Raw genomic sequence first — 24167 nt, forward strand, 5'->3', positions numbered from 1 at the left:
CCGCCCACCCTGCCCGGGATGAGCGAGACGGAGCTCGCGGCGGCGGACGTGTGGGCCACGTCGGTCACCGTCGGCAAGTACCCCACGGAGTTCCTCCGGCCCGCCCTCGACCGGCTCGGCGTCGTCCGCGCCGACCGCCTGCTCTCGCTGCCCGACGGTGACCGCGTGCTGGTGGGTGGGGCCGTCACGCACCGGCAGCGGCCCGCCACCGCGGGCGGCGTCACCTTCATCAACCTCGAGGACGAGACCGGGATGGTGAACGTGGTGTGCAGCCAGGGGTTGTGGGCGCGGTACCGGCGGCTCGCGCAGTCGGCGCCCGCACTGCTGGTGCGGGGGAAGCTGCAGAACGCGGAGGGCGCCGTCACCGTCGTCGCCGACCGGCTGCAGCGCATGGACCTGTCGGTGCCCTCCCGGTCCCGCGACTGGCAGTGAGGGTAGCCTTGGGCAAGTGACCGAGGAGGCGTACGAACCGGACCGCACCACGGCGCCGGAGCTGCGCGAGGTGCTCGCGGACCTCCGTCGCCGCGAACCCGTCTTCCACGGCCCCTGCTGGCGATCATTGCAGGACTTCGACGACGCGGTCGCGCAGGACTTCTGGGAGGTCGGCGCCTCGGGGCGACGGTACAGCCGCGAGCACGTCCGCGCGGTGCTCGCCGAGCGTATGGCTGTGCCGCAGGACGAATCGGACTGGGAGACCGGCGAGTTCCAGGTGCGCGCCATGGGGGCGTCGGTCTACCTGCTCACGTACACGCTGGTGCAGGGGGAGCGCAGCACCCGGCGGCTCACCGTGTGGCGGCGCCGCGAGAACCGGTGGACGGTGATGTTCCATCAGGGCACCGTCGTCGCGGACTGACTCGCCGCTCACGCGTCATCGAGCCGAGACGGACCGGCCGGGCGTCGTCGAAGCGGAGGTCGCGCACCCGGGACAGGTCGGCCCAGAAGGCGCGCCCGCCGGGGGTCCTGCCGAGCGGGCCGACGACCCTGCGGAACCGGGCGATCTCCTCGGGGAGCGCGGGCCGCGCCGGGCCGGCCGTGCCCACGAGCTGGACCCCGGGGCTCTGCTCGAACCGCCCGCGGAGCAGCGCGCGCAGCCAGCGGAGCGGGCCGCTGTCGACCGCCAGCACCGTCACCCGGGGGTCGAGTGCGAGGTTGCGTGCGAGCCGCGCGTTGAACACGTCGAAGTAGATGCCCGAGCGGGCCTCTCGATCCAGCAGGATCGAGCCGATGGGGGTGACGTGCGGGGAACCGTCGGGATTGCGGGACGCGACCGCGCAGTGCAGCGACGAGCGCACGGCGCGGCGCACGGTGGTGCGCGCGGCCGCCCACGGTACGTCCGGGGCGGTCACCGCGACGTCCCCGGGGCGGTGACGAAGACGGTGCCGCGGGCGATGGCGCACAGGCGCGGCTCGCCGTCGCCGGACTCGTGCCAGATCTCGGCGGTGGCCACGGCGTGCGTTCGGGCCCGGTGTACGACCGTCGCCGCGGTGCGCAGTCGCCCGTCCCGCGCCGCGCGGAGGTAGTTCACGTCCACGCCGCCGGTGAGTACGTCCGTGCCGAGGACCGACCCCGCCGCGAAGGTCAGCGCGTTGTCGGCCAGGTACGCGAGGACGCCACCGTGGGCGACGCCGAACTGCTGTCGGTGCCGGTCCTCGATGTCGAGGACCAGCTCCGCAACGCCCCCGCCGAACGCCGTGATCCGCGCGCCGACCACGGCGTTGAAGGGCTGGGCGTCGAGGATCGCCGAGGCGAGGGCGAGGGACTCCGCGTTGGGTTCGAGCATGACGGCTCCTTTTTGGGGACTTCTCTCTAAAACAGGTCTAACATAGGATCGCGGTCATGGGAAGGCCGAGGCTGCACGATCCGGACGGGCTGCTCGACGCCGCCGTCCGGCTCTTCGCGCGGGACGGGACGCGGGGCCTCACGGTGGCCGCTGTCGTGCGGGAGTCCAAGTCGCCCAGCGGATCCGTGTACCACCTCTTCCCCGACCGTCCCACTCTGCTCGCGGCCGTCTGGCTCCGGACGGTCCGCCGGTTCCACGAGGACTACACCGCGGCCTGGGGAGACCTCGCGGCTAGCTCCGACGCCGCGTCGAGCGCGCGGTGGATCGTGGAGCGCTGCCGCGCCGACCTCGGCGAGGCGCTCGTCCTGCAGGCCGGACCCCAGGCGTTCGCCGTCGACTCCTGGCCGGCCGCCGCGGCCGCCGAGTGGGCGGCGCTCGACACCGAGCGGCAGGACCGGATCGCGGGGATCGTCGGCCGAGTGGCCGCGGATGCGGGATGCTCGCGTGCCGACGTCGCCTTCGCCCTGTACGAGCTGCCCCTCGCGGTCGCGCGCCGGCACCTCGTCGCCGGCGAGCCGCCGCCGCCCGCCGCGGCGGATCAGGCCGAACGCCTCGCCGGACGACTGCTGCGCGACTGAGGGCTATCCGGCGAGGGCGAGGAGCGCGGCGTCCCGGCCGATCTCGACGGCGCGGGAGATCAGCGGACCGTCGCCCGAGAGCCTGCCGACGGCAGGGCTCCCGGATGGGACCCAGACCTGCAGCACCTCGGCGGTGCCGACCGCGGCCGGCTCCGGAGCGGGGGCGGCGCGGCGGGCGGTGAAGTACGCGTCCAGGACCCACTGCTCGGCGCGGGAGGAGCGGGGCGCCGCGTCCTCCGAGGTGGTGCGCAGCACGAGCAGGTGCGTGGCGCCCTGATCGATCGGGGTGGCCAGGGGTACCTTCTCCGCGAGGCCGCCGTCGAGGAACTCCCGCCCGGCGAGCCGCACGGGCCGCCCCGCGAGCAGAGGGAGGGCGGTCGTCGCGCGCAGCGCGGTGCGCAGCGTCGCGGCGTCGGTGACGTAGGGCGCGAGGTCGGCCACCCGGCGGGTGTGCGCGTCGACGGCCAAGGGGTGCAGGGAGATCGGGCTGGCGAGGATGGCGGCGAAGTTCATCGGCGTGACGTCGGAGTAGACCCGGTCCACCAGGTGTTGCGTGTCCACCACGACGCCGCCGCGCAGCGCCCGCCGCGGGTGCACCACGCGCTCGGCCAGCACCTCCTCCCAGCCCCACGAGGGCAGCCACCGTCGGCCCTCGCCGGAGACCAGCCACGCCGCGTTGAGGCCGCCGCCCGAGGTGCCGTAGATCGCGTCGACGGCGGGCAGCAGGCCGAGCTCGTCGACCGCGATCGCCATCCCCGCGGAATACGCGGAGCGCGAGCCGCCGCCCTCGATGCACACGGCGATCCGCAGCCCGTCGGAGCGCTCTCCCGGAAGGCTTCCGGAGGTGAGCCGCGCTCGCAGCGCCTCGAGCACCGTCATCGGGCCGGCACCCCGTACCCGGCGAGGCCGAAGGTGTCGGTCAGCCGGTACGTCCAGGCGCTGATGCCGCCCTCCTGGTTGCCGCCGACGGTGGTGACGCTGTCGCCCGACACCGCGACGACGAAGTTGGTGTGCTGGCGCATCGCCGGGTGCTCCGGCGTGTACAGCACCACGTCGCCCGGCTGCGGCCGGTACGCGGTCGCCGACTCCAGCTTCCCGGCCTTCTGGAAGTACTCGGTGAGCGTGTACACGCCGGGGATGCGCCAGGTCCCGGAGTTCGGGTTGTGCAGCGGCAGGCCGGAATCGCGGAGCACCGTCGAGACGAAGTCGGCGCACCAGGGCTCGTCGACGCCCTCCGAGAAGTACGTGCCCGGGCGGTTGGCGTCGAACTCGCGGCGCACGTTCTCCAGGATCCGGACGCGCGCGGGATCGAGGCCCGCGGTCGAGACCGCGGGGTAGACGCGGGGCTTCAACTCGGCGGGGAGGTGCTTCGTGAGCGGCGTCTGATGCACGCTGGAGAGCCACACGACGCCGCCCGCGAGCACCACCAGCGCGGCGACCACCGCGGCGGCGACGAGCCCTGCCTTCCTCAACCCCATGAATCCACTGTACTCAGTGGTGAACCTGCGATCATGGGGCGATGAGCCCGCGCACCGTGACCTGCAGGATCAAGCCCGGCAGCCGCAAGGGCCCCGCGGTGGAGGTCGACGATGCCGGCGCGCTCACCCTGTTCGTGCGCGAGCCGGCCACCGAGGGCAAGGCGAACAAGGCCGCCGTCGAGTTGCTCGCCTCCCACCTCGGGGTGCCGAAGTCCCGCGTGCGGCTGATCGCGGGGCAGACCAGCCGGCTCAAGCGGTTCGCCGTCGACGACTGAGGTGACGCCCGCCGTCACGGAGCGGCATGGCATGCTGGAAGGTGCAGCTGGTATGTCGCGCCGAAGCCTCGGGCCGCGACAACTCGGTGCCGTGGGGAACCGCGGATCGAGAGGGAACCCGGTGGGAATCCGGGACTGTCCCGCAGCGGTGAGCAGGAACGAAAGTCGCGACGAATGCACTGGGCCGCAGAGCCTGGGAAGCAGCGACCGGTAGGAGCCCCAGGGCGCGCCTGCGAGTCCGAATACCTGCCCGCTGTACCGGACGCGCCGCGTCCGGTGGTGTGCCGCCTCGCGGACCGGGCGTGCGACCGCACAGGACGAACGGACGTCGCACGTCGACGGTCCGCGAGTCGTGCGTACGTGCGTCCGGACGGGTGGCCCGCCCTGGCTACGCACGAAAGGAACGGTCCTTCACGTGACCGCACCGAATTTCACCCGCACCGTCCTCGGTGTTCCCCGCATCGGCCCCCGGCGCGAGCTCAAGCGCGCGATCGAGGGCTATTGGAAGGGCTCGATCACCCGGGCCGAGCTCGCATCCACCGCCGCCGGCCTCCGGCGCGACGAGTGGGCACGGCTGGTCGCCGCCGGGCTGGATTCCGTCCCCACCAACACGTTCAGCTACTACGACCAGATGCTCGACACCGCGGAACTGCTCGGCGCCCTGCCGCCCCGGGTCGCGGGGATCGAGGATCCGCTCGACCGGTACTTCGCCGCGGCGCGCGGTACCGCCGAGGTCACCCCGCTCGAGATGACCAAGTGGTTCGACACGAACTACCACTACCTCGTTCCCGAGATCGGGCCGGCGACCGCCTTCGCGCTGCACCCCGAGAAGGTGCTCGGCGATCTGGACGAGGCGCTGGCGCAGGGCGTCCCGGCGCGCCCGGTCGTCGTCGGACCGCTCACCTTCCTCGCGCTCGCCAAGCCGGTCGACGGTGCCGGTGAGCCGCTCTCCCGCCTGGACGAGCTCCTGCCGCTCTACCGGGATCTCCTGGCGCGGCTGGCGGCCCGGGGTGCGCAGTGGGTGCAGATCGACGAGCCGGTGCTGGTGACGGAGGCGGGCCTGTCGCTCGCCGGCGAGGCGGCGCGGGTGTACGGCGAGCTCTCCTCGGCCGCCGACCGGCCGTCGATCCTCGTGGCGACGTACTTCGGCTCGCCGGGGCCGTCGCTGGAGGCCCTGGCCGGCACCGCGATCGAGGCGGTCGCCGTCGACCTGGTGACCGATCCCGCCGCCGTCGCGGCGGTCGCCGCCGTGCCGGCGCTCCAGGACAAGCTGCTGCTCGCGGGCGTCGTCGACGGGCGCAACGTCTGGCGCACCGACCTGGCATCGGCGTCGGCGACCCTGGGCATGCTGTCCGGGTCAGCGGGTGCGTTGGCCGTGAGCACGTCCTGCTCGCTGCTGCACGTGCCCTACGCGGTCGCCGCGGAGATGGCGCCCGAACCCGCTGGCGCCGAGGGGGTTCGCGCCTGGCTGGCCTTCGCTCAGGAGAAGATCGACGAGGTCGTCGTCCTCGCCCGCGCCCTCACCGAGGGGCGCCCCGTGGTCGCCGCGGAGTTCGGGCGGAGCGCCGCGGTCCGTGCGGCCCGCAGCGCGGATCCCCGCCTGAACGATGCGACGGTGCGCGACCGCCTCATCGCCCTGCGCGCCACCGGGACCGGCCGAACCGCGGCCGCCGATCGCGCCGTGGTCCAGCGGGACCGGCTCGATCTCCCGTTGTTGCCGACCACGACCATCGGCTCGTACCCGCAGACCGGCGCGATCCGGGTCGCCCGCGCCGACCTGCGCGCGGGGAGGATCGACGAGGCCGAGTACGTGCGGCGCATGCAGTCCGAGATCGCCGATGTGGTCGCGCTGCAGGAGGAGCTCGGCATCGACGTCCTCGTCCACGGCGAGCCCGAGCGCAACGACATGGTGCAGTACTTCGCGGAGCGCCTCGACGGCTTCCTCGCGACCGAGAACGGGTGGGTGCAGTCCTACGGCACTCGGTGCGTGCGGCCGCCGATCCTGTACGGCGACGTGCACCGCACCGATCCGATGACCGTCTCGTGGATCACCTACGCGCAGACGCTCACGGAGCGGCCGGTCAAGGGCATGCTCACCGGGCCGGTCACGATCCTCGCCTGGTCGTTCGTCCGCGACGACCAGTCGCTCGCCGAGACGGCCGACCAGGTGGCGCTCGCGATCCGCGACGAGACGGTGGACCTCGAGCGGGCGGGCGTGCAGGTCATCCAGGTCGACGAGCCCGCGCTGCGTGAGCTGCTGCCGCTGCGGGCTGCGGACCGCTCGGCCTACCTCGCTTGGGCAACGGGCTCGTTCCGGCTGTCGACCTCGGGCGTGGCCGACGGCACCCAGATCCACACGCACCTCTGCTATTCGGAGTTCGGCGACGTGATCGGCGCGATCGCCGATCTCGACGCGGACGTGACGTCGATCGAGGCCGCGCGGTCGCGGATGGAGATCCTCGCCGACCTCAACGAGGCGGGCTTCGCCAACCAGGTCGGGCCCGGTGTCTACGATATCCACTCGCCCCGGGTCCCGGCGCAGGAGGAGATCGAGTCGTCGCTGCGTGCGGCCCTGGACGCCGTGCCGGCGCAGCGGCTGTGGGTGAACCCGGACTGCGGCCTGAAGACCCGCGGTCAGCAGGAGACGGTGGCCGCCCTGCGGAACCTGGTCGCAGCGGCGAAGGCGGTGCGCGCCACGCTGTGAGAGAAGGAAGGGCCCGGCCGCGTTCGCGCGGCCGGGCCCTGTCCGTGGTGCGGGTCAGCCCTCGATGACGGCGACAAGGTCGCCACCGTCGACCTGGGTGGCCCCGGCGAGGGCGACGCGGGTGACGGTGCCGGCGACGGGTGCGGTGATCGCGGCCTCCATCTTCATCGCCTCGATCGTCGCGATCTGGTCGCCGACCTCGACCGTGGAACCGGCGTGGACCGTGGGGGTGACCATGCCGGCGAACGGCGCGGCGACGTGGCCCGGGTTCATCTTGTCCGCGCGTTCCGCGGCCGGGATGTCGGCCTTGACCGAGTCGTCGCGAACGGCGACGGTGCGGAGCTGGCCGTTGAGGGTGCACACCAGCGTGCGGTTGCCGTGCTCGTCGGGCTCGCCGACGCCGTCGAGCTTGATGAGCAGCTCGACGCCGGTCGCGAGCTGTACGCGGTGCTCCTCGCCCTGCCGCAGCCCGTAGAGGAACTGGTTGGTCGAGAGCTTCGAGACGTCGCCGAACTCCGCGCGGTGCTCGGTGAACTCGCGCATCGGACCGGGGAACAGCAGGCGGCTCAACGCCGCTCGCCGCTGCTCGCTCGTTCCGGCGAGTTCGGCGGCCTCGTCGGCGGGGACCTCGGTCACGGGCGTCGCGCCCGCGCGGCCCTCGAGGGCGCGGGTGCGCAGCGGTTCCGGCCAGCCCGCGGGCGGGGTGCCGAGCTCGCCGCGGAGGAAGCCGATCACGGAGTCGGGGATGTCGTACTTGCCGGGGTCGGCGGCGAACTCGTCCGGGCTGACGCCCGTGCCGACGAGTGCGAGCGCGAGGTCGCCGACCACCTTCGACGACGGCGTGACCTTGACCAGGCGGCCGAGCATGCGATCGGCCGCGGCGTAGGAGTTCTCGATGTCCTCGAACCGCTCGGCCAGGCCGAGCGCGCCGGCCTGCTGCCGCAGGTTCGACAGCTGGCCGCCGGGGATCTCGTGGTGGTAGACCCGCCCCGTCGGGGCCTTGAGGCCGGACTCGAACGGCGCGTAGGCCCCGCGCACGGCCTCCCAGTAGGGCTCGAGCGCGCAGACCGCGTCGAGGTCGATCCCGGTGTCGCGCTCGGTGTGCGCGGTTGCGGCGACGATCGACGACAGCGAGGGCTGGCTGGTGGTGCCCGACAGCGGCGCCGCGGCGCCGTCGACGGCGTCCGCGCCGGCGGTCCACGCGGCGAGGTAGGTGGCGAGCTGCCCGCCGGGGGTGTCGTGCGTGTGCACGTGCACGGGCAGGTCGAACTCCTTGCGCAGCGCGGTGACCAGTGTCGTGGCCGCGGCGGGCCGGAGCAGCCCGGCCATGTCCTTGATCGCCAGGATGTGGGCGCCGGCCTGCACGATCTTCTCCGCGACGCCGAGGTAGTAGTCCAGGGTGTACAGGTCCTCGGCGGGGTTCGACAGATCGCCGGTGTAGGACAGCGCGCCCTCGGCGACCGCGGTGTTGGTGGCGAGGACGGCCTCGATCGCGGGCCGCATCTGCTCGACGTCGTTGAGCGCGTCGAAGATCCGGAACACGTCCACCCCGGTCGCCGCCGCCTCGGCGACGAACGAGTCGGTCACCTGCTGCGGGTACGGGGTGTAGCCGACGGTATTGCGGCCGCGCAGCAGCATCTGCAGGCAGATGTTCGGCAGCCCCTCGCGGAGGGTGGCGAGGCGCTCCCACGGGTCCTCGTGCAGGAACCGCAGCGCGACGTCGTAGGTGGCGCCGCCCCACGCCTCCACCGAGAGCAGTTGCGGCGTGAGCCGGGCCTCGTACGGCGCGATCGTCGCCAGCGCCGAGGTCCGCACCCGGGTCGCGAGCAGCGACTGGTGCGCGTCGCGGAAGGTGGTGTCGGTGACCGCGAGCGCGGTCTGCGCGCGCAGGTCCGCGGCGAAGCCGGCGGGGCCGAGCCGCTCGAGTCGCTGTTTCGATCCCTCCGGCGCGGGCGCCGAAAGGTCCACCGCGGGAAGCTTGTCGACCGCGTAGATCTTCGTCGGGCGCACGCCGTGCGGCTTGTTGACGGTGACGTCCGCCAGGTAGCGCAGGATCTTCGACGCCGTGTCCGAGGAACCGCGCGCGGTGAGCAGCTCCGGGCGCTGCTCGATGAACGAGGTCGTCACCTCGCCGGCGACGAACGCCGGATCGGCCAGGACCGCCTGCAGGTAAGGGATGTTCGTCGCCACGCCGCGGATGCGGAACTCCGCGAGTGCGCGACGGGCGCGGACGATGGCCGTCGCCCGATCGCGGCCACGAGCGGTCAGCTTGACCAGCATCGAATCGAAATGCGGGCTGATCTCCGCGCCCACCGACGTGCCGCCGTCCAGGCGGATGCCCGCGCCGCCCGGAGACCGGTACGCGGTGATCCGGCCGGTGTCGGGCCGGAAGCCGTCCGTGGGGTCCTCCGTCGTGATGCGGCACTGCAGGGCGGCGCCGTTGAGCCGGATCGCGTCCTGCGTCAGGCCCAGCTCCGGCAGCGTGGCGCCCGCGGCGATCTTCAGCTGCGCCGCCACCAGGTCCACATCGGTGACCTCCTCGGTCACCGTGTGCTCCACCTGGATCCGCGGATTCATCTCGATGAAGACGTGCCGCCCCTCGGGGTTCACCAGGAACTCGACGGTGCCCGCGCAGCTGTAGCCGATCTCCTTGGCGAAGTTCACCGCGTCCGTGCAGAGCCGCTCCCGCAGCTCGTCGGAGATGTTCGGCGCCGGGGCCATCTCGATGACCTTCTGATGCCGCCGCTGCAGCGAGCAGTCGCGCTCGTACAGGTGGATCACGTTGCCGACGTTGTCCGCGAGGATCTGCACCTCGATGTGCCGCGGGTCGATCACGGCCTCCTCGAGGAACACCGTCGGATCGCCGAACGCCGATTCCGCCTCCCGCGAGGCGATCTCGATCGCGTCCCGCAGGTCCTCGATCGCCGTGACGCGGCGCATGCCGCGCCCGCCGCCACCTGCGACGGCCTTGACGAAGACGGGGAAGTGCATGTCCTGCGCGGCCGCGAGGAGCTCGCCGATGTCCGACGACGGAGCCGACGAATCGAGCACAGGCAGACCCGCCGCCCGCGCCGCCGCGATCGCCCGCGCCTTGTTGCCCGTCAGCTCCAGGACGTCCGCCGACGGCCCGACGAAGGTGATGCCGTTCGCCGCGCACGCCGCAGCCAGGTCGGGGTTCTCCGACAGGAAGCCGTACCCGGGGTATACCGCGTCCGCCCCGGCCTGGACCGCGATCCGGATGATCTCCCCGACGGTCAGGTACGCGCGGACCGGGTGGCCCTCGGCGCCGATCTGGTACGCCTCGTCCGCCTTCTGGCGGTGCGGGGAGTTGCGGTCCTCGTACGGGTAGACGGCCACCGTCTTCGAGCCGCTCTCCACCGCGGCGCGCAGGCCCCGGATCGCGATCTCACCACGGTTGGCCACCAGGACCTTGTCGAACATGTTCACCGGCGGTCGGTCTGCGGCGATGCCTGTCACTGGAGTGCTCCCGTCGTTGCATGTGGTTCGGTCCTATGGGGCGGCGTGCTGGGGGTGTCAGCCCGACGCTGTTCGAGAGAGACCCGATCAATCTTATCCGGAAGTGCGCGAAATGCTGAGTGAATGCTGGAGCCGCTGAGATATCCCGCGTCGGTGAGGCCAAAACATCCGATCTATTGCGTTCGGCAATCGGCTGCGCGAACCGAGTGCGGCGCACGAAACCCTGCTCGACCAGCATCGTATCAAACATATTTTATGTCTCAATGGCCCGTTGGGGAACCCCGACGTACGCGGACAGCGGACGAATCAGCGCGTTCGCCGCCGCCTGCTCGATGATGTGGGCGGTCCACCCCGTGATGCGCGACATCACGAAGATCGGCGTGAACACCTCCGTGTCGAATCCGAGGAGGTGATACGCGGGCCCCGTCGGGAAGTCCAGATTGGGCTTGATGCCGGTGGTGTCGTGCATCGTCTTCTCGAGGACCTCGTACATCCGTACCCACTTCTCCCCATCGGTACGCGCCGCGATGTCGAGGAGGGCCTGCTTCATGGTCGGAACCCGCGAGTCCCCGTTCTTGTACACGCGATGCCCGAAGCCCATCACCTTCTCCCGACGGTCGAGCTTGTCCCGCATCCATGCCTCGGCGTTCGCGGGATCACCGATCTCCTCCATGTCGTGCATGACGGCCTCGTTGGCGCCGCCGTGCAGCGGCCCCTTGAGGGCGCCGATGGCGGCGGTGACGGCGCTGTACATGTCCGACAGGGTGGATGCGACGACCCGCGCGGCGAAGGTCGAGGCGTTGAAGCTGTGCTCCGCGTACAGGATCAGCGACACCTCGAAGGCGCGGACGAGTTCCCGCTCGGGGATCGCGCCGAAGCACATGTGCAGGAAATTCTCCGCGTACCCGAGGCGGGGGTCCGGAGGGATCGGGTCGAGACCTCGGCGCCGGCGATGATCCGCCGCGACGATCGTGGGGAGGACGGCCAGCATGCGCAACCCCTTGGCCTGCAGTGCCTCCGGTGAGCAGTCCCACTCGTCCGGGTCATCCGCGCCGAGGAAGCTGATCGCCGTCCGGACGACGTCCATCGGGTGGCACGCGGCGGGCAGCCGCGCGATGAGCTCCAGCAACGAACGGTCCGCGGCCCGCGCGGCGCGCTCCGAGGCCTCGAAACGGACGCGCTCCTCGGGCGAGGGGAGCTCGCCGTTCCACAGCAGGTACGCGACCTCCTCGAAGCTGCACTGCGCTGCCAGGTCCTGTACCGCGTACCCGCGGTAGGTGAGCGAGTTGGTCTCGGGCTCGACCTTGGAGACGGCAGTCGTGTCCACGACGACGCCGGCGAGGCCCTTGTGGATGGTCGGACTGGTCATCATTGGCTCCTGGACAGTGTGAAATCGAATATGCCGGAATCGAAATCGTTGTACCGCTCGTACTGCAGCAACTCGTACAGGCGGCTGCGGGGCTGCATCCGGTGGAGCAACGCCTGCTGAGTGCCTTGCGCGGCGATCTCCCGCAGGCCCTCCTCCGCGGCGAACATCGCGAGGCGCAGCGTGGTGACCGGGTAGATCACCGCGTCGTAGCCGATCGACTCGAGGACGCCGGCATCGATCAGGTCGGACTTGCCGAACTCCGTCATGTTCGCGAGCAGGGGCGTGTCCACCGCCGCTCGGAACCGCTCGAAGTCGGCGGCGGTGTGGAGCGCCTCGGTGAAGATGAGATCCGCTCCGGCGTCCGCGTAGGCCCGCGCGCGAGCGATCGCCGCGTCGATCCCCTCGATCCCCGCCGCGTCCGTCCGAGCGCAGATCACGAAGTCCTGGTCGCGCCGCGCCGCGACCGCGGCGCGCAGGCGACGTACGGCCTCGTCGACGGGGACCACGGCCTTGCCGTCGAGATGACCGCACCGCTTCGGGTTGACCTGGTCCTCCAGGTGCAGGCCCGCGAGGCCCGCGTCCTCGAGAATCGTCACGGTGCGCGCCGCGCTCATCGGCTCGCCGAAACCGGTGTCGGCGTCCACGAGCGTGGGAAGGTCGGTGACCCTGGCGATCTGCTGTGCCCGGGTCGCGACCTCGGTCAGGGTGGTGAGACCGATGTCCGGCAGGGCCAGGTCGGCGGCCACCACGGCGCCCGAGACGTAGACGCCCTCGAAGCCGATCTCCTGGATCAGCTTCGCCGTCAGTGGATTGAAAGCGCCGGGAAGCCGGACGATCCGGTCCGAGGAGAGCGCGGCGCGGAAGGCCTTGCGCTTGTCGCTCGCCGAGGCCCGCGCCGCGATCAGGCCGCTCACGGCGGATTCGTCGCCGCTCATCGGAACAGTCCCGGGTTCAGCTCCGGGGTGCGGGCGAGCGCCTCGTCGGACGCGGTGAAGGTGAGCCGATCGAGCTCGCCGGCCCCGAGCGATCCGGCCCGCTGCGCGGCCTCGAGGAAGCGGTCCTGCTCGGCCTTCTCGACGACGCCATCGGCGAGGGTCCGGAACTTCTCGATGTACTGCTCGCGCGCGAAGGGCCGGGCGCCGAGCGGGTGCGCGTCGGCCACGGCGAGCTCGTCGACGATCACCTCGCCCGAGGCGAGGGTGATCTCGGCGCGGGCGCCGAAGGCCTTCTCGGACGGGTCCGTCGAGTGGTAGCGGCGCGTCCACTCCGGGTCCTCGGCGGTGGAGATCTTCTTCCACAGCGCGACGGTGTCGGGGCGCTGCGCTCGCTCGGGGGCGTACGACCGCTCGTGATGCCACCCGCCGTCCTGGAGCGCGACGGCGAAGATGTACATCACCGAGTGGTCCAGCGTCTCGCGGGAGGCCCGGGGATCGAACTTCTGCGGGTCGTTCGAGCCGGTGCCGATGACGTAGTGGGTGTGATGGCTGGTGTGCAGGACGATCTTCTCGATCAGCTCGAGATCGCCGACCCGCTCGCGCATCCGGCGCGCGAGGTCGATCGGCGCCTGGCTCTGGTACTCCGCCGAGTGCTCCTTGGTGTAGGAGTCGAGGATCGCGCGCTTGGCCTCGCCGGGGCCGGGGAGCGGCACGGCGTAGCTCGCCTCGGGACCGCCGAGGAGCCGCGCGATCACGCCGTCCTCGCCCTCCCAGATGGGCGACGGTGCGCCCTCGCCGCGCATCGCGCGGTCGACGGCCTCGACCGCCATCTTTCCGGCGAACGCCGGGGCGTACGCCTTCCAGCTGGAGATCTCTCCCTTGCGCGACTGCCGGGTGGCGGTCGTCGTGTGCAGCGCCTGCCCGATCGCCTGGTAGATCGTCTCGGTGGGAAGGCCGAGGAGGGTGCCGATGCCGGCGGCGGCGGAGGGGCCGAGGTGCGCGACGTGGTCGATCTTGTGCTCGTGCAGGCAGATGGCGCGCACCAGGTCGATCTGGATCTCGTAGCCCGTGGCGAGGCCGCGGAGCAGGTCGGCGCCCGTCGCGCCGCGGTGTTGGGCGACGGCGAGGATCGGCGGGATGTTGTCGCCGGGGTGGCTGTACTCGGCCGCGAGGAAGGTGTCGTGGAAGTCCAGCTCGCGCACCGCGGTGGCGTTGGCCCACGCCGCCCACTCGGGCGAGAAGCGGCCGGGAACGCCGAATACGGTCGCGCCGGGGGAGTAGGGGTGCGCGACGGCCTGGGCGCGGGCGTTGGCGACCGGACGGCGCGCGACGGACGCGGCCGCCACCGCGGCGTTGTCGATGATCCGGTTGATCACCATCTCGGCGGTGTCGTCGGGCACGGCGACGGGGTCCGCCGCGACCTGCGCGATCTTCCAGGCGAGGTGCTCCTCGCGCGGGAAGTTCTCAGCTGAGCGGTGGGTGCGCACGGGGTGCGTCTGCACGTCGGGACTCCTTCTTGCCGGGATCGGTGATTCACACGCTATGCACGGCGGACGGTCCGCGAAATGTGTTGCACGTGTGGAATCGTGCAAAGGGCTGTTCGGCCTTTTGCGAATGTTGTGGAAATCGCGCGGGGTAGCATTCGCGACATGCAGAAGCTGTTCGTGGGTGCGCGCATCAAGCGCCTGCGGGACGACCGCGGCCTCACCCAGACCGCGCTCGCGAAGGCGCTGGAGCTGTCCGTCAGCTACGTGAACCAGCTCGAGAACGACCAGCGGCCGCTCTCCGTGCCGGTGCTGCTCAAACTGAACTCCACCTTCGACCTCGACGTCGGCTTCTTCGCGGCGGAGTCCGACGCCCGCCTCGTCGCGGACCTCCAGGACGCGCTGGCCGAGGGCGGCGACGGGGCCGCGGCGACGGCGGGCGAGGTCGAGGACCTGGTGGCGCGGTCGCCGGCGGTCGCCCGGGCCGTGGTCGCGATGCACCGCCGGCTCCGGGGGGCGACGGAGCAGGTCGAGCGGCTGTCCTCGGGGGTCGCGGCGGGGGCCGGCGGCGCGGTGGCCACGCCGTACGAGGACGTGCGGGACTTCTTCTACGACCGCCGCAATCACATCGCCGACCTCGACGACGCCGCGGAAGGTCTCTTCGAGAGCCGGGGCCTCACCGTCGGCGGGCTCGATCTGCAGCTCGCGCGGCTGCTCCGGGACGAGCACGGGGTCACCGTCCGGATCCGGGACGGCGAGCCGGACCGGTCCGGGCCCCGTCGGCACTACGACCCCGAGTCCCGCGTGCTCACGCTCGCGCGGCGGCTGGACCACGGGCAGCGCGCCTTCCAGATCGCCACGCAGATCGCCTTCCTCACCCGGGGCGAGGCGATGGATCGGATCGTCGGGGAGGCCACGACGCTGCCGACCCGGTCGCGGGAGTTGGCGCGGGTGGGACTCGCGAACTACTTCGCGGGCGCGCTGGTCCTGCCCTACGAGCGGTTCCTGCGCGCGGCCGAGGAACTGCGGTACGACGTCGACCTCCTCGGGGCGCGGTTCGAGGTGGGCTTCGAGACCGTGTGTCATCGGCTCTCCACGCTGCAGCGGCCGGGCCGTCGCGGCGTCCCCTTCTTCCTCGTGCGTACCGATCGCGCGGGCAACATCTCGAAGCGGCAGTCCGCCACCGCGTTCCACTTCTCCCGCGTCGGCGGGGGCTGTCCGCTGTGGGTGGTCCACGACGCCTTCACGTCCCCCGGCCGGATCCGCACCCAGGTCGCGCAGATGCCGGACGGCCGCGCCTACCTGTGGGTGGCGCGCACGACCTCCGACCGCGGGGCGGCCGGATACCTCGGGCAGGGGAGGGATTTCGCGGTGGGCCTCGGGTGCGACCTCGCGCACGCCCACAAGGTGGTGTACTCGCGCGGCCTCGCCCTCGACGACCCGGAGTCCTTCGTCCCCATCGGGGCGGGATGCAAGGTGTGCGACCGCCCGCGGTGCGCGCAGCGCGCCTTTCCGCATCTCGGCAGGCCGATCGAGGTGGACGAGAACCGGGCCGAGCCGATTCCGTACTCCTTTGCACGCGCATCCGACGCGGAAAGGGCATGATTACGCGCAACACACGCATCCCCAGGGGAGGTCGGATGAACGACGAGGTCGAGCCCGCGGCCGCCGAGGCCGGTACCGAGGCCGAGGCAGACGCCGCGCCCGCTGCCAAGGCTGTCGAGGCCGGTACCGGGACCGATGGCACCGGCGCGGAGGTCGCCGTCGCGAAGAGCGACGCCGAGGTCGCGAAGCCGGACGGGGGCGAGTCCGGCGCGGCCGCACTGCTCGACCGGTTCCGCGCCTGGTGGTCGCACCGCTACACGTTCACCGGCACCGCGGTCGGGCTCGTCTTCCTCTGGCTCTCGCTGACCCCGTCGCTGCTGCCGCGCGGCCCGCTGTTCCAGAGCCTCGTCAGCGGCGGTTCCGGCGCGCTCGGCTACATGTTCGGCGTCTTCGGGGTGTGGCTCGTGCGGTTCATGCGGTCGCAGGACTCCACCCCGCCCGTGCCGCGCAAGGCGTGGTGGGGACTGGCCGGCATCGGCATCGTCGGGACGACCGGCATGGTCCTGTTCTTCGACTCCTGGCAGACCAGGCTGCGCGACCTGATGGACGTCGAGTACCTGCGTTTCGTCGACTACCTGGAGATCGGCGTGCTGTCGATCGTGCTCCTCTACGTCTTCGTCGAGGTCGGCAAGGGCGTGCGCACGCTGGTGCGCTGGATCGCCGGCAAGCTCGGCACCTACTGCCCGCCCCGCGTCGCGGCGGTGGTCGCGGTCGGTCTCGTGCTGCTCCTGTCCGTCGGCGTGATCAACGGCGTCGTCGTGCGCGGCGCCATGGACGCGATGAACAACACCTTCTCGAAGGTCAACCGGGAGGGCGGGACTGACCGGCCCGCGCCCACCAGCGCGTTCCGATCGGGCGGTCCGGGCTCGCTCGTGGAATGGTCCTCGCTGGGCAAGCAGGGGCGCGTGTTCGTCTCCAATGCGCAGACCGTCGAGCACCTCACCGCCTTCAACGGCGCCCCCGCCATGGAGCCGATCCGGACCTACGCGGGCCTCGGCTCCGTGGACTCCGACGACCCCAACCGGTACCAGGCGATCGCGGAGAAGACCGCGCAGGAGCTGGAGCGCACGGGTGGCCTGCAGCGCAAGGTGGTCGCGGTGGCGATGACCACCGGAACCGGTTGGGTCAACGAGGCGGAGGCCGGGGCGCTCGAGTACATGTACAACGGCGACACCGCGATCGTCAGCATGCAGTACTCGTTCCTGCCGAGCTGGCTGTCCTTCCTCGTCGACAAGCAGAACGCCCTGGACGCCGGCCAGGCGCTGTTCGAGGCGGTCGACAAGCGGGTCAAGGCCCTGCCCGAGGGGCAGCGACCCAAGCTCGTGGTCTTCGGCGAGAGCCTCGGCTCGTTCGGCGGGGAGGCCCCGTTCCTCTCGCTCAACAACCTGCTCGCCCGGACCGACGGTGCCCTCTTCTCCGGTCCCACCTTCAACAACGAGATGTGGGTGCGTCTGACCGAGCAGCGCGACGCGGGCTCGCCCGAGTGGCTGCCCGTCTATCAGCAGGGGGCCAACGTCCGGTTCGCCGCCCGCGCCGAGGATCTCGCGAAGCCGACGGGGCCGTGGAACGGGCCGCGCGTGGTCTACCTCCAGCACGCGTCCGATCCGATCGGCCGGTGGACCCCGGACCTCGCCTTCAGCAAGCCGGACTGGCTGCGGGAGGAGCGCGGTGTCGACGTGCTGTCCTCGGTGTCGTGGGTGCCGATCGTGACCTTCCTGCAGGTCTCCGCCGACATGGCCGTCGCCGTCAACGTCCCGGACGGGCACGGGCACAGCTACGTCAAGGCCGCCGCGGACGCCTGGGCCGCGATCCTGGAGCCGCCCGGCTGGACGCCGGAGAAGACGGCGAAACTGCGGCCGATCCTCAACAGCCAGAACGGCTACAACGAGCCGACGGGCTAGCCGCGGCGGGGCGGCGCCGGTGTTCCGGCGCCGTCAGAGGGCCCCGTCGAAACCGTTCTGCCGCCACGCCTCGTAGGCGACGATCGCCGCGCTGTTCGCGAGGTTGAGGGAGCGGCGGCCGGCGAGCATCGGGATGCGGAGCGCCTCGGTGATGTGCGGGTCCCCGAGCACCTCCGGCGGGAGCCCCGTGGGCTCGGGGCCGAAGAGGAGGACGTCGCCGGGCCCGTACGCGACCTCGTGATGGTGCCGCGTCGCGTGCGCGGTGTAGGCGTAGACGGTGCGCGGCTCCAGCGCCGCCCAGGCGGCGTCGAGGTCGGCGTGCACGCTCACGTGCGCGAGGTCGTGGTAGTCCAGGCCGGCGCGGCGGAGCTTGGGCTCGGAGAGGTCGAAGCCCAGCGGCTCGACCAGGTGCAGCTCGCATCCGGTGACGGCGGCGATGCGGATCGCGTTGCCCGTGTTGGGGGCGATCCGGGGCTCGAAGAACAGAATGCGGAACACGGGCGACGATCCTGTCACCCGTGTCCCGCAGTCGCTGGAGGAGGGGCCGTCAGCCGACCAGGTCGGAGACGCGCTGCTGCACCTGCTTGGCGGTGCTGCGCAGCTGGAACGCCGAGATGACCTGCACGATGCCGATGGCGACGGCCCAGATGCCGGCGACCAGCACGAGCACCTCGACCGAGAACGGGTAGGCGATGAGCACCGCGCCGCCGGCGAGGCTGATCAGGCCCAGGATCACGACCCACACGCGGTTGGGGAGCTGCTTGTCGGAGATGCCGATCACGATGGACGTGACGCCCGAGAAGATCCAGCTGACGCCGATCCAGATGCCGAGGATCGCGACCGAGTTGACCACGTCGTCCCGGAAGCAGGAGACGCCGAGGACGAGCGCGAGCGCGCCGCTGATCACGGTGAGCACGCGGTGCTGCGTCTCGCCGAGGATGCCGGCGATCACCTGGAACGCGCCGGTCAGGAGCAGGAAGACGCCGAAGAGGATGCCGACGACGAGCGTGGTCGGTCCGGGCCACACCGCGATGATGACGCCGAGCACGATGGAGAGGACGCCGAGGGCGAGGATCGCCTGCCACGTCGACTTGACGCCCTGCTGGATGCCCTGCTGGAGGGGGTTCTGATGAGTCATGGAGTCAGTATCTGTTGGATGGCGAACGAAGGCGACTCGAACCGGCGGAAATCGTCGTGCTGATCCCAGGGCGATAGGATGTGGGCCGTGACGGCGCTTGTACTGGACGGTAAGAAGACCCGCGACGAACTCTTCGAGAGCTTCCGAGAGCGCGTGGCGGCGCTGCGGGCCCGCGGGGTCGTCCCCGGGCTCGGCACCGTGCTCGTCGGGGACGACCCGGGCTCGCGCTCCTACGTCAAGGGCAAGCACGCCGACTGCGCGAAGGTCGGCATCGAGTCGATCCGCCGCGATCTCCCGGAGGAGATCACGCAGGGCGAGCTCGAGGCCGTGATCGACGACCTCAACGCCGATCCCTCGTGCACCGGCTACATCGTGCAGCTCCCGCTCCCGAAGCACATCGACGAGAACGCGATCCTCGAGCGGATCGACCCGGCCAAGGACGCCGACGGCCTGCACCCGACGAACCTGGGCCGGCTCGTGCTCGGCGCCGCGGGGCCGCTGCCCTGCACCCCGCACGGCATCGTGCACCTGCTGCGCCGCTACGACGTCCCGCTCGACGGGGCGCACGTCGTGGTCGTCGGGCGCGGTGTCACCGTGGGGCGGCCCATCGGCCTCCTGCTCACCCGCCGCTCCGAGAACGCCACGGTCACGCTGTGCCACACCGGCACCCGGGACCTGGCCGCTGAGGTGCGCCGGGCCGACATCGTGATCGCCGCCGCCGGCGTGCCCGGACTGATCACCGCCGACATGGTCAAGCCCGGCGCCGCCGTGCTCGACGTCGGCGTCAGCCGCACCGAGGACGGCCTGCGCGGCGACGTCGCCCCCGAGGTCACCGAGGTCGCCGGTCACCTCTCGCCGAACCCCGGCGGCGTCGGTCCGCTGACCCGGGCCTTCCTGCTGGGGAACGTGATCGACGCCGCGGAGCGCGATCTCGCGCGTTCGGACGAGGCCTAGTGGCCGAACCCGCGGTCGAGCAGTACCGGCGCGCCCGCATGGTGCGCGCCGTGATCGCGAACGCGGGGTACGTGGCCGTCGTGGGGGTACTGACCACGGGGATGGTCCTGGTCGGGCTGGAGTACTGGCGCCGCGGCCTGTACGTCTTCGGCGCGGGGACGGGCCTCGCCGCGGTCCTGCGTGCCGCCCTGCCCGAACGGAGGCAGGGGCTGCTCCGGGTGCGGAGCAGGTGGTTCGACGTCACCGTGCTCGCCCTGGCGGCTGCGGCGATCCTCTTCGTCTCGTACGGGATCAAGGCGCTCGGCACCTAGCCAACCCGCATACTCGAAACTTCGAATTTGCATTCTTGTATGTAACGTTTAGGCATCGGGTATGATGTGCTCAGGTAACGGTTCGTCGAGCGATCCGATCGGAGGTGCCATGCGGATCTCGTCCTTCGGTGCCTCCGTCGGCTCCGGACCCGTGCACTGCGTGCTCCTCGACATCGAGGACGGGCACGTGGTCGGCCGCGAGGCGCGCACCATCGATCCCGGTCCGTACCGCCTCGGGCGCCGCGGCAACCTGCTGTCCTCGGGCTTCGACCTCCTCGCCGGCCATGCGGAGCGCGACGTCGACGCATCCGCGGTGACCGTCCGTTCGCGGCGCGATCTGCTCTCCGTCCGCCTGGGCGCGCGCGGCGGCGTCCGCGCGGCGGGGATCGTCCGCGAGGCCGACGCCGTCCTGCGAGGCCTCGGCGAACGCGGCTCCATCGCCCGCTACGACACCGCGCTCGTCGCCGACCTCGGCGCCGATGAGACGCGCCTGTACACCGTGCGCGACGGTGCCGTCGTCGCCGAGCGCCGTACCCGCGCCGTCGTGCTCGACGGGGCCGGGGCCGCCTCGACCGACGACGTCGCCGCGCTCGTGCGCTCGGCGGCCTCCGCTGCGTCCGCCGCCCCCGAGGCGATGGCACTCGTAGGCTCCGGCGCGCTGAACACCGTAGTGCGGGAAGCGATCGCCGGGGTGGCTCGGGACGCCGGCATCGAACCGCTCCTCATCGACGAGCCCGAGACCATCACGGCGTCCGGTGCCGCGTTGATCGCGGCGGACCGCCGGGCGGCGGGCGCCGCGCCGTCGTCGCTGGTCGACAGCGGCATCGGCGTCCTGGGCGGGCACAGCGTCCGCCTCACCGCGGCGATCCTGCCGCTGCTCGTGGTCGCCGCGCTCACCGGTGCGGTGCTGGCCACGGGGTACGCGACGGGGATCATCGGCCCCGCCGCGCGCAGCACGGAGCAGGTCGTCCCCACCTCCTCCGACTCGGTGACCTCCGAGGAGGACGAGTCCGCGTCGGAGACCAGGATCGCCACCGTCACGTCGTCACTGCCGCCGGAGCGGCCTGTCGTGCCCACTACCGTGGCGCCCGAGCCGGGGCGCGGGGACGCGGTCACCCCGACGATGACGACCTTCGCGCCGCCGCCCGTGGTGCCCACCACGACTCGGCCGCCGGTTCCCACGTCGCCGACCGCTCCGCCGACGTCGCCGACGGGAACCCTCCCGACCACGATCCTCCCGAGCATTCCTACCGGCACCCCGACCGGCACCCCGACGGGGTCGCCGTCCGGGACCACGGGGCCGGGCACGCCGACGGAGGGTACGGGCACGAACCCGCCGAGCCCGGACGCCCCGCTGCCCATGCCGGGGAACGGCCTCGTCGCCCCCGGCGCCGGCGGCGCGCAGGGCACGGGCGGCTCGAGCTCGAATCCGGTGAACACCGGAGCGGCGCAGTCGGATCCGTCCTCCGCCGAGGTGGCGCCGGGGCCGGCGATCGGCGACGTCGCGGCGCCGACGGTGACCGAACCCGCACCCTGACGGGACGTTCCGCCCGGCGGGTCAGCGGCGCGCGAACTCCAGGGTCCGGCGCAGCAGTGCCGCCACGGCGTCCATCTCGGTGAGGAAGCCGTCGTGCCCGTCGCGGGAGTGCACGATCACCAGATCGTCACTGCCGGGCAGCGACTCCGCGAGCTCGCGCTGCAGGCGCAGGGGGTAGAGGCGGTCGGAATCGATGCCGCCCACCACGACCGGGACCCGGCAGCCCCGCAGGGCCGCCTCGACGCCGCCGCGACCGCGGCCCACGTCGTGATGGTTGAGCACGTCGGTGAGCACCACGTAGCTGCCCGCGTCGAACCGGTTCACCAGCTTCGCGGCCTGATGCTCGAGGTAGGAGGTCACGGCGTACCGGCCGCCCGCGCGGGGATCCTCGTCGCCCTGCGGCCGGTTCTCGAACCGGCTGTCCAGCTCGACCTCGGTGCGATAGGTCAGGTGCGCGATCCGCCGCGCGACGCCGAGGCCGGCGTCGGGATGCGTGCCGCTGTCGTGGTAATCGCCGCCCTGCCAGGCCGGATCGGCCTTGATCGCGGCGATCTGCGTGGTCTGTGTGCCGATCTGGTCGGCCGTGGCGCGGGCGCCCACGGCGAGGACCAGCGCCGAGCGCAGGAAATCGCCGTACATCAGGGCCCATTCGAGGGCCCGCGCGCCGCCCATCGACCCGCCCACGACAGACGCGATGTCGTGCACGTCCAACGCGCGCAGCAGCGCCGCCTCGGCCTCCACCTGGTCGCGGACCGTGATCACCGGGAAGCGGGAGCCGTAGGGGCGACCGTCCGGCGCGATCGACGCGGGCCCCGTCGAACCCGAGCACCCGCCCAGGACGTTCGCGGAGACGACGCACCACTCGTCCGTGTCGACGGCGGCGCCGGGGCCGATCAACCCGTCCCACCAGCCGGCGGAGCGGTGGTCGTCGTCCGCCGGGCCGGTGACGTGGGAGTCGCCCGTCAGGGCGTGGAGCGTCAGGAGCACGTTGTCCCGTGCCGCGTTGGGGGTGCCCCAGCGCTGGAAGGTCATCGTGACGTCCTCAAGGACCTCACCCGACTCGAGGACCAGGGGGCCGAGCGCGACCGACTGCAGCGCACCGTCGGGAACCCGGGCCCAGTCGCCCGGGAGGCTGTCGGTGGGCCGGCCTGTGCGGGTGCTGATGGTCACCGAACCCTCTCCTCGCGCTTGCCACCCGGCGGGGGCCGCCGGGAAACCGGGTCATCACCCGGGGCACCCCACCGCGGTGGAGGGTTGCCGGTCAGCAAGCCGGGGCTGCGCACTGACACTCATGACCACTGGCTGCAGCATAACCGACGGGCAGTTCCGTGAACGAGGTCACAGGGGTGGGCGGGAAGCGCGGAAGGCGGTGAGGCGTTACACCGTTCCGTGGAATCTTCTACCCGGACCAGGCTGGCGGTCGGCGCCATGGCGCTCGGCGGCTTCGGCATCGGCACCACCGAGTTCGCCGCGATGGGGCTGCTGCCCGACATCGCCGCCGACCTCGAGGTCACCGAGCCGGTCGCCGGCCACGTGATCTCGGCGTACGCGCTGGGCGTCGTGGTCGGGGCGCCCCTCATCGCGGCCGCCTTCGCCCGGGTGCCGCGCCGGGTGCTCCTCATCGCGCTGATGATCGCGTTCACCGTCGGCAACGCGTTGTCGGTGTTCGCCCCGACCTACGGGACGTTGATGGCGGCCCGCTTCGTCGCGGGGCTCCCGCACGGCGCGTTCTTCGGCGTGGCCGCGCTCGTCGCGGCGCACCTCGCGGGCCCCGCGGAGCGCGGTCGCGCGGTCGGGCAGGTGCTGATGGGGCTCTCGGTCGCGAACGTGATCGGCGTGCCGCTGGTCACCTGGCTGGGGACCGCCCTGAGCTGGCGGTACGCCATGGGCGTCGTGGTGGTGATCGGCGCCGTCACCGTGGCGGCGCTGCTGGCCTTCCTGCCGTCGGTGCAGATCCCCGTGACCAACCCGCTCACGGAGCTGGGCGCCCTCGCGCGGCCGCAGGTGTGGTTCGCGCTGCTCACCGGCGTCGTCGGCTTCGGCGGCATGTTCGCCGTGTACACGTACATCTCCACCACGCTCACCTCGGTCTCGGGCCTGAGCGCGGCCTCGGTGCCGGCGGTCCTGGCGGCGTACGGCGTCGGCATGGTGATCGGCAACGTCGTGGGCGGCCGCGCCGCCGACAGCTCGGTGACGCGGTCGATCGCGGTCGCGCTGGCCGCGCTCGTCGTGCTGCAGGCGCTGTTCTCGGTGTTCGCGCCGCAGCCCTTCGCCGCGGTGACCCTGTTCTTCCTCATCGGCCTCACCGCCTCCGCACTCGTGCCCGCGCTCCAGACCCGCCTGATGGACGTCGCCGGCGAGGCGCAGACCCTGGCCGCCACGCTGAACCACTCGGCGCTCAACATCGCGAACGCGCTCGGCGCCCTCCTCGGCGGCGCGGTCATCGCGGCGGGCGGCGGGTACACCGCGCCCGCGCTGGCGGGCAGCGCGCTGGCGCTCGCGGGCCTCGTCGTCTTCGGGATCGGGATGCTGCTCGCGCGGCGGACCGCGGAACCTGTCGGAGCCCCTCGGTAGGGTCTTG

Annotated in this window: 22 protein-coding genes and 2 riboswitches; of the genes, 11 read left to right on the plus strand and 11 right to left on the minus strand. The window is 72.1% G+C overall.

All coding sequences use genetic code 11. The annotated features are described in order from the left end of the window. Both LB823_RS20890 and LB823_RS20895 read left to right on the plus strand, forming a co-directional pair. Nucleotides 1–432, plus strand: a 432-nt coding sequence (locus tag LB823_RS20890) for an OB-fold nucleic acid binding domain-containing protein (protein ID WP_255604179.1), incomplete at its 5' end; no start/stop codon positions are given. 16 nt (nucleotides 433–448) lie between these two features. Further along, the gene (locus tag LB823_RS20895) at nucleotides 449–853 is read left to right on the plus strand and encodes a DUF4440 domain-containing protein (RefSeq protein WP_224651060.1); all 405 of its coding nucleotides are present in this window, start codon (nucleotides 449–451) and stop codon (nucleotides 851–853) included. Here LB823_RS20895 and LB823_RS20900 read toward each other — a convergent pair. Continuing rightward, complete coding sequence (locus LB823_RS20900; RefSeq protein ID WP_224651062.1) at nucleotides 783–1346, minus strand: pyridoxamine 5'-phosphate oxidase family protein; 564 nt, start codon at nucleotides 1344–1346, stop codon at nucleotides 783–785. The two genes, LB823_RS20895 and LB823_RS20900, sit on opposite strands and share 71 nt — an antisense overlap. After that, on the minus strand, nucleotides 1343–1780 hold the full coding sequence (locus LB823_RS20905; RefSeq protein WP_224651077.1) for a PaaI family thioesterase: 438 nt from the start codon (nucleotides 1778–1780) through the stop codon (nucleotides 1343–1345). Before LB823_RS20905 ends, LB823_RS20900 begins: the two co-directional genes overlap by 4 nt. Nucleotides 1781–1836: 56 nt before the next feature. On the opposite strand from LB823_RS20905, the gene LB823_RS20910 reads away from it, so the two are divergent. Next, the gene (locus tag LB823_RS20910) at nucleotides 1837–2418 is read left to right on the plus strand and encodes a TetR/AcrR family transcriptional regulator (protein WP_224651080.1); all 582 of its coding nucleotides are present in this window, start codon (nucleotides 1837–1839) and stop codon (nucleotides 2416–2418) included. A 3-nt stretch (nucleotides 2419–2421) separates the two neighbouring features. Here LB823_RS20910 and LB823_RS20915 read toward each other — a convergent pair whose 3' ends face one another. Both LB823_RS20915 and LB823_RS20920 read right to left on the minus strand, forming a co-directional pair. Next, nucleotides 2422–3297 carry a patatin-like phospholipase family protein gene (locus LB823_RS20915; RefSeq protein WP_224651089.1) on the minus strand — a complete coding sequence of 292 codons (876 nt, stop codon included), beginning with the start codon at nucleotides 3295–3297 and terminating at the stop codon, nucleotides 2422–2424. Further along, nucleotides 3294–3896, minus strand: coding sequence for a CHAP domain-containing protein (locus LB823_RS20920; protein ID WP_224651098.1), 603 nt, complete (start codon nucleotides 3894–3896; stop codon nucleotides 3294–3296). Before LB823_RS20920 ends, LB823_RS20915 begins: the two co-directional genes overlap by 4 nt. Nucleotides 3897–3937: 41 nt before the next feature. Here LB823_RS20920 and LB823_RS20925 point away from each other — a divergent pair, with 41 nt between their 5' ends. Together LB823_RS20925 and metE are read left to right on the plus strand one after the other, a co-directional pair. Next, nucleotides 3938–4171, plus strand: coding sequence for a DUF167 domain-containing protein (locus tag LB823_RS20925; protein ID WP_224651101.1), 234 nt, complete (start codon nucleotides 3938–3940; stop codon nucleotides 4169–4171). Nucleotides 4172–4247: 76 nt separating this feature from the next. Further along, nucleotides 4248–4440, plus strand: a riboswitch (cobalamin riboswitch). A gap of 146 nt (nucleotides 4441–4586) precedes the next feature. After that, nucleotides 4587–6875, plus strand: a complete 2289-nt coding sequence (gene metE / locus LB823_RS20930; RefSeq protein WP_224651103.1) for a 5-methyltetrahydropteroyltriglutamate--homocysteine S-methyltransferase — start codon at nucleotides 4587–4589, stop codon at nucleotides 6873–6875. Between the two features lie 54 nt (nucleotides 6876–6929). Here the strand turns inward: metE and LB823_RS20935 are convergent, their stop codons facing one another. From LB823_RS20935 to prpD, 4 genes are all read right to left on the minus strand, one after another. Then, nucleotides 6930–10316 (minus strand): pyruvate carboxylase, encoded by a 3387-nt coding sequence (locus LB823_RS20935; RefSeq protein ID WP_224651166.1) that lies wholly within the window; start codon nucleotides 10314–10316, stop codon nucleotides 6930–6932. Between the two features lie 289 nt (nucleotides 10317–10605). Further along, nucleotides 10606–11721, minus strand: a complete 1116-nt coding sequence (locus LB823_RS20940; protein WP_224651108.1) for a bifunctional 2-methylcitrate synthase/citrate synthase — start codon at nucleotides 11719–11721, stop codon at nucleotides 10606–10608. After that, complete coding sequence (gene prpB / locus LB823_RS20945; RefSeq protein WP_224651170.1) at nucleotides 11721–12635, minus strand: methylisocitrate lyase; 915 nt, start codon at nucleotides 12633–12635, stop codon at nucleotides 11721–11723. Before prpB ends, LB823_RS20940 begins: the two co-directional genes overlap by 1 nt. 17 nt (nucleotides 12636–12652) lie before the next feature. Then, nucleotides 12653–14158, minus strand: coding sequence for a 2-methylcitrate dehydratase PrpD (prpD, locus tag LB823_RS20950; protein WP_224651110.1), 1506 nt, complete (start codon nucleotides 14156–14158; stop codon nucleotides 12653–12655). Between the two features lie 147 nt (nucleotides 14159–14305). On the opposite strand from prpD, the gene LB823_RS20955 reads away from it, so the two are divergent. After that, nucleotides 14306–15745, plus strand: a complete 1440-nt coding sequence (locus LB823_RS20955) for a short-chain fatty acyl-CoA regulator family protein (protein ID WP_224651115.1) — start codon at nucleotides 14306–14308, stop codon at nucleotides 15743–15745. A 35-nt stretch (nucleotides 15746–15780) separates the two neighbouring features. Further along, nucleotides 15781–17646, plus strand: coding sequence for an alpha/beta-hydrolase family protein (locus LB823_RS20960; protein WP_224651125.1), 1866 nt, complete (start codon nucleotides 15781–15783; stop codon nucleotides 17644–17646). A 33-nt stretch (nucleotides 17647–17679) separates the two neighbouring features. On the opposite strand, the gene LB823_RS20965 is transcribed toward LB823_RS20960, so the two are convergent. Together LB823_RS20965 and LB823_RS20970 are read right to left on the minus strand one after the other, a co-directional pair. Then, a complete protein-coding gene (locus LB823_RS20965; protein ID WP_224651128.1) occupies nucleotides 17680–18144 on the minus strand; it encodes a tRNA (cytidine(34)-2'-O)-methyltransferase in 465 nt (154 codons plus the stop codon). Nucleotides 18145–18193: 49 nt separating this feature from the next. Beyond that, nucleotides 18194–18784: an HdeD family acid-resistance protein gene (locus LB823_RS20970; protein ID WP_224651131.1), complete on the minus strand. Its 591-nt coding sequence runs from the start codon at nucleotides 18782–18784 to the stop codon at nucleotides 18194–18196. A gap of 87 nt (nucleotides 18785–18871) precedes the next feature. Here LB823_RS20970 and LB823_RS20975 point away from each other — a divergent pair, with 87 nt between their 5' ends. From LB823_RS20975 to LB823_RS20985, 3 genes are all read left to right on the plus strand, one after another. After that, nucleotides 18872–19738: a bifunctional methylenetetrahydrofolate dehydrogenase/methenyltetrahydrofolate cyclohydrolase gene (locus LB823_RS20975; RefSeq protein WP_224651134.1), complete on the plus strand. Its 867-nt coding sequence runs from the start codon at nucleotides 18872–18874 to the stop codon at nucleotides 19736–19738. Next, complete coding sequence (locus LB823_RS20980; RefSeq protein ID WP_224651137.1) at nucleotides 19738–20049, plus strand: DUF3017 domain-containing protein; 312 nt, start codon at nucleotides 19738–19740, stop codon at nucleotides 20047–20049. Before LB823_RS20975 ends, LB823_RS20980 begins: the two co-directional genes overlap by 1 nt. Before the next feature lie 109 nt (nucleotides 20050–20158). Continuing rightward, nucleotides 20159–21586, plus strand: coding sequence for a hypothetical protein (locus tag LB823_RS20985; RefSeq protein WP_224651176.1), 1428 nt, complete (start codon nucleotides 20159–20161; stop codon nucleotides 21584–21586). Between the two features lie 21 nt (nucleotides 21587–21607). Here the strand turns inward: LB823_RS20985 and LB823_RS20990 are convergent, their stop codons facing one another. Beyond that, entirely contained in the window at nucleotides 21608–22756 is a 1149-nt protein-coding gene (locus LB823_RS20990; RefSeq protein WP_224651140.1) for a homoserine O-acetyltransferase, read from the minus strand. Nucleotides 22757–22765: 9 nt separating this feature from the next. Then, a riboswitch (SAM riboswitch) is annotated at nucleotides 22766–22883 on the minus strand. 131 nt (nucleotides 22884–23014) lie between these two features. On the opposite strand from LB823_RS20990, the gene LB823_RS20995 reads away from it, so the two are divergent. Further along, complete coding sequence (locus LB823_RS20995; protein WP_224651173.1) at nucleotides 23015–24160, plus strand: MFS transporter; 1146 nt, start codon at nucleotides 23015–23017, stop codon at nucleotides 24158–24160. Nucleotides 24161–24167 lie beyond the last annotated feature (7 nt).

This window comes from Tsukamurella sp. M9C (genome assembly GCF_020169415.1).
Taxonomy (GTDB): Bacteria; Actinomycetota; Actinomycetes; order Mycobacteriales; family Mycobacteriaceae; genus Tsukamurella.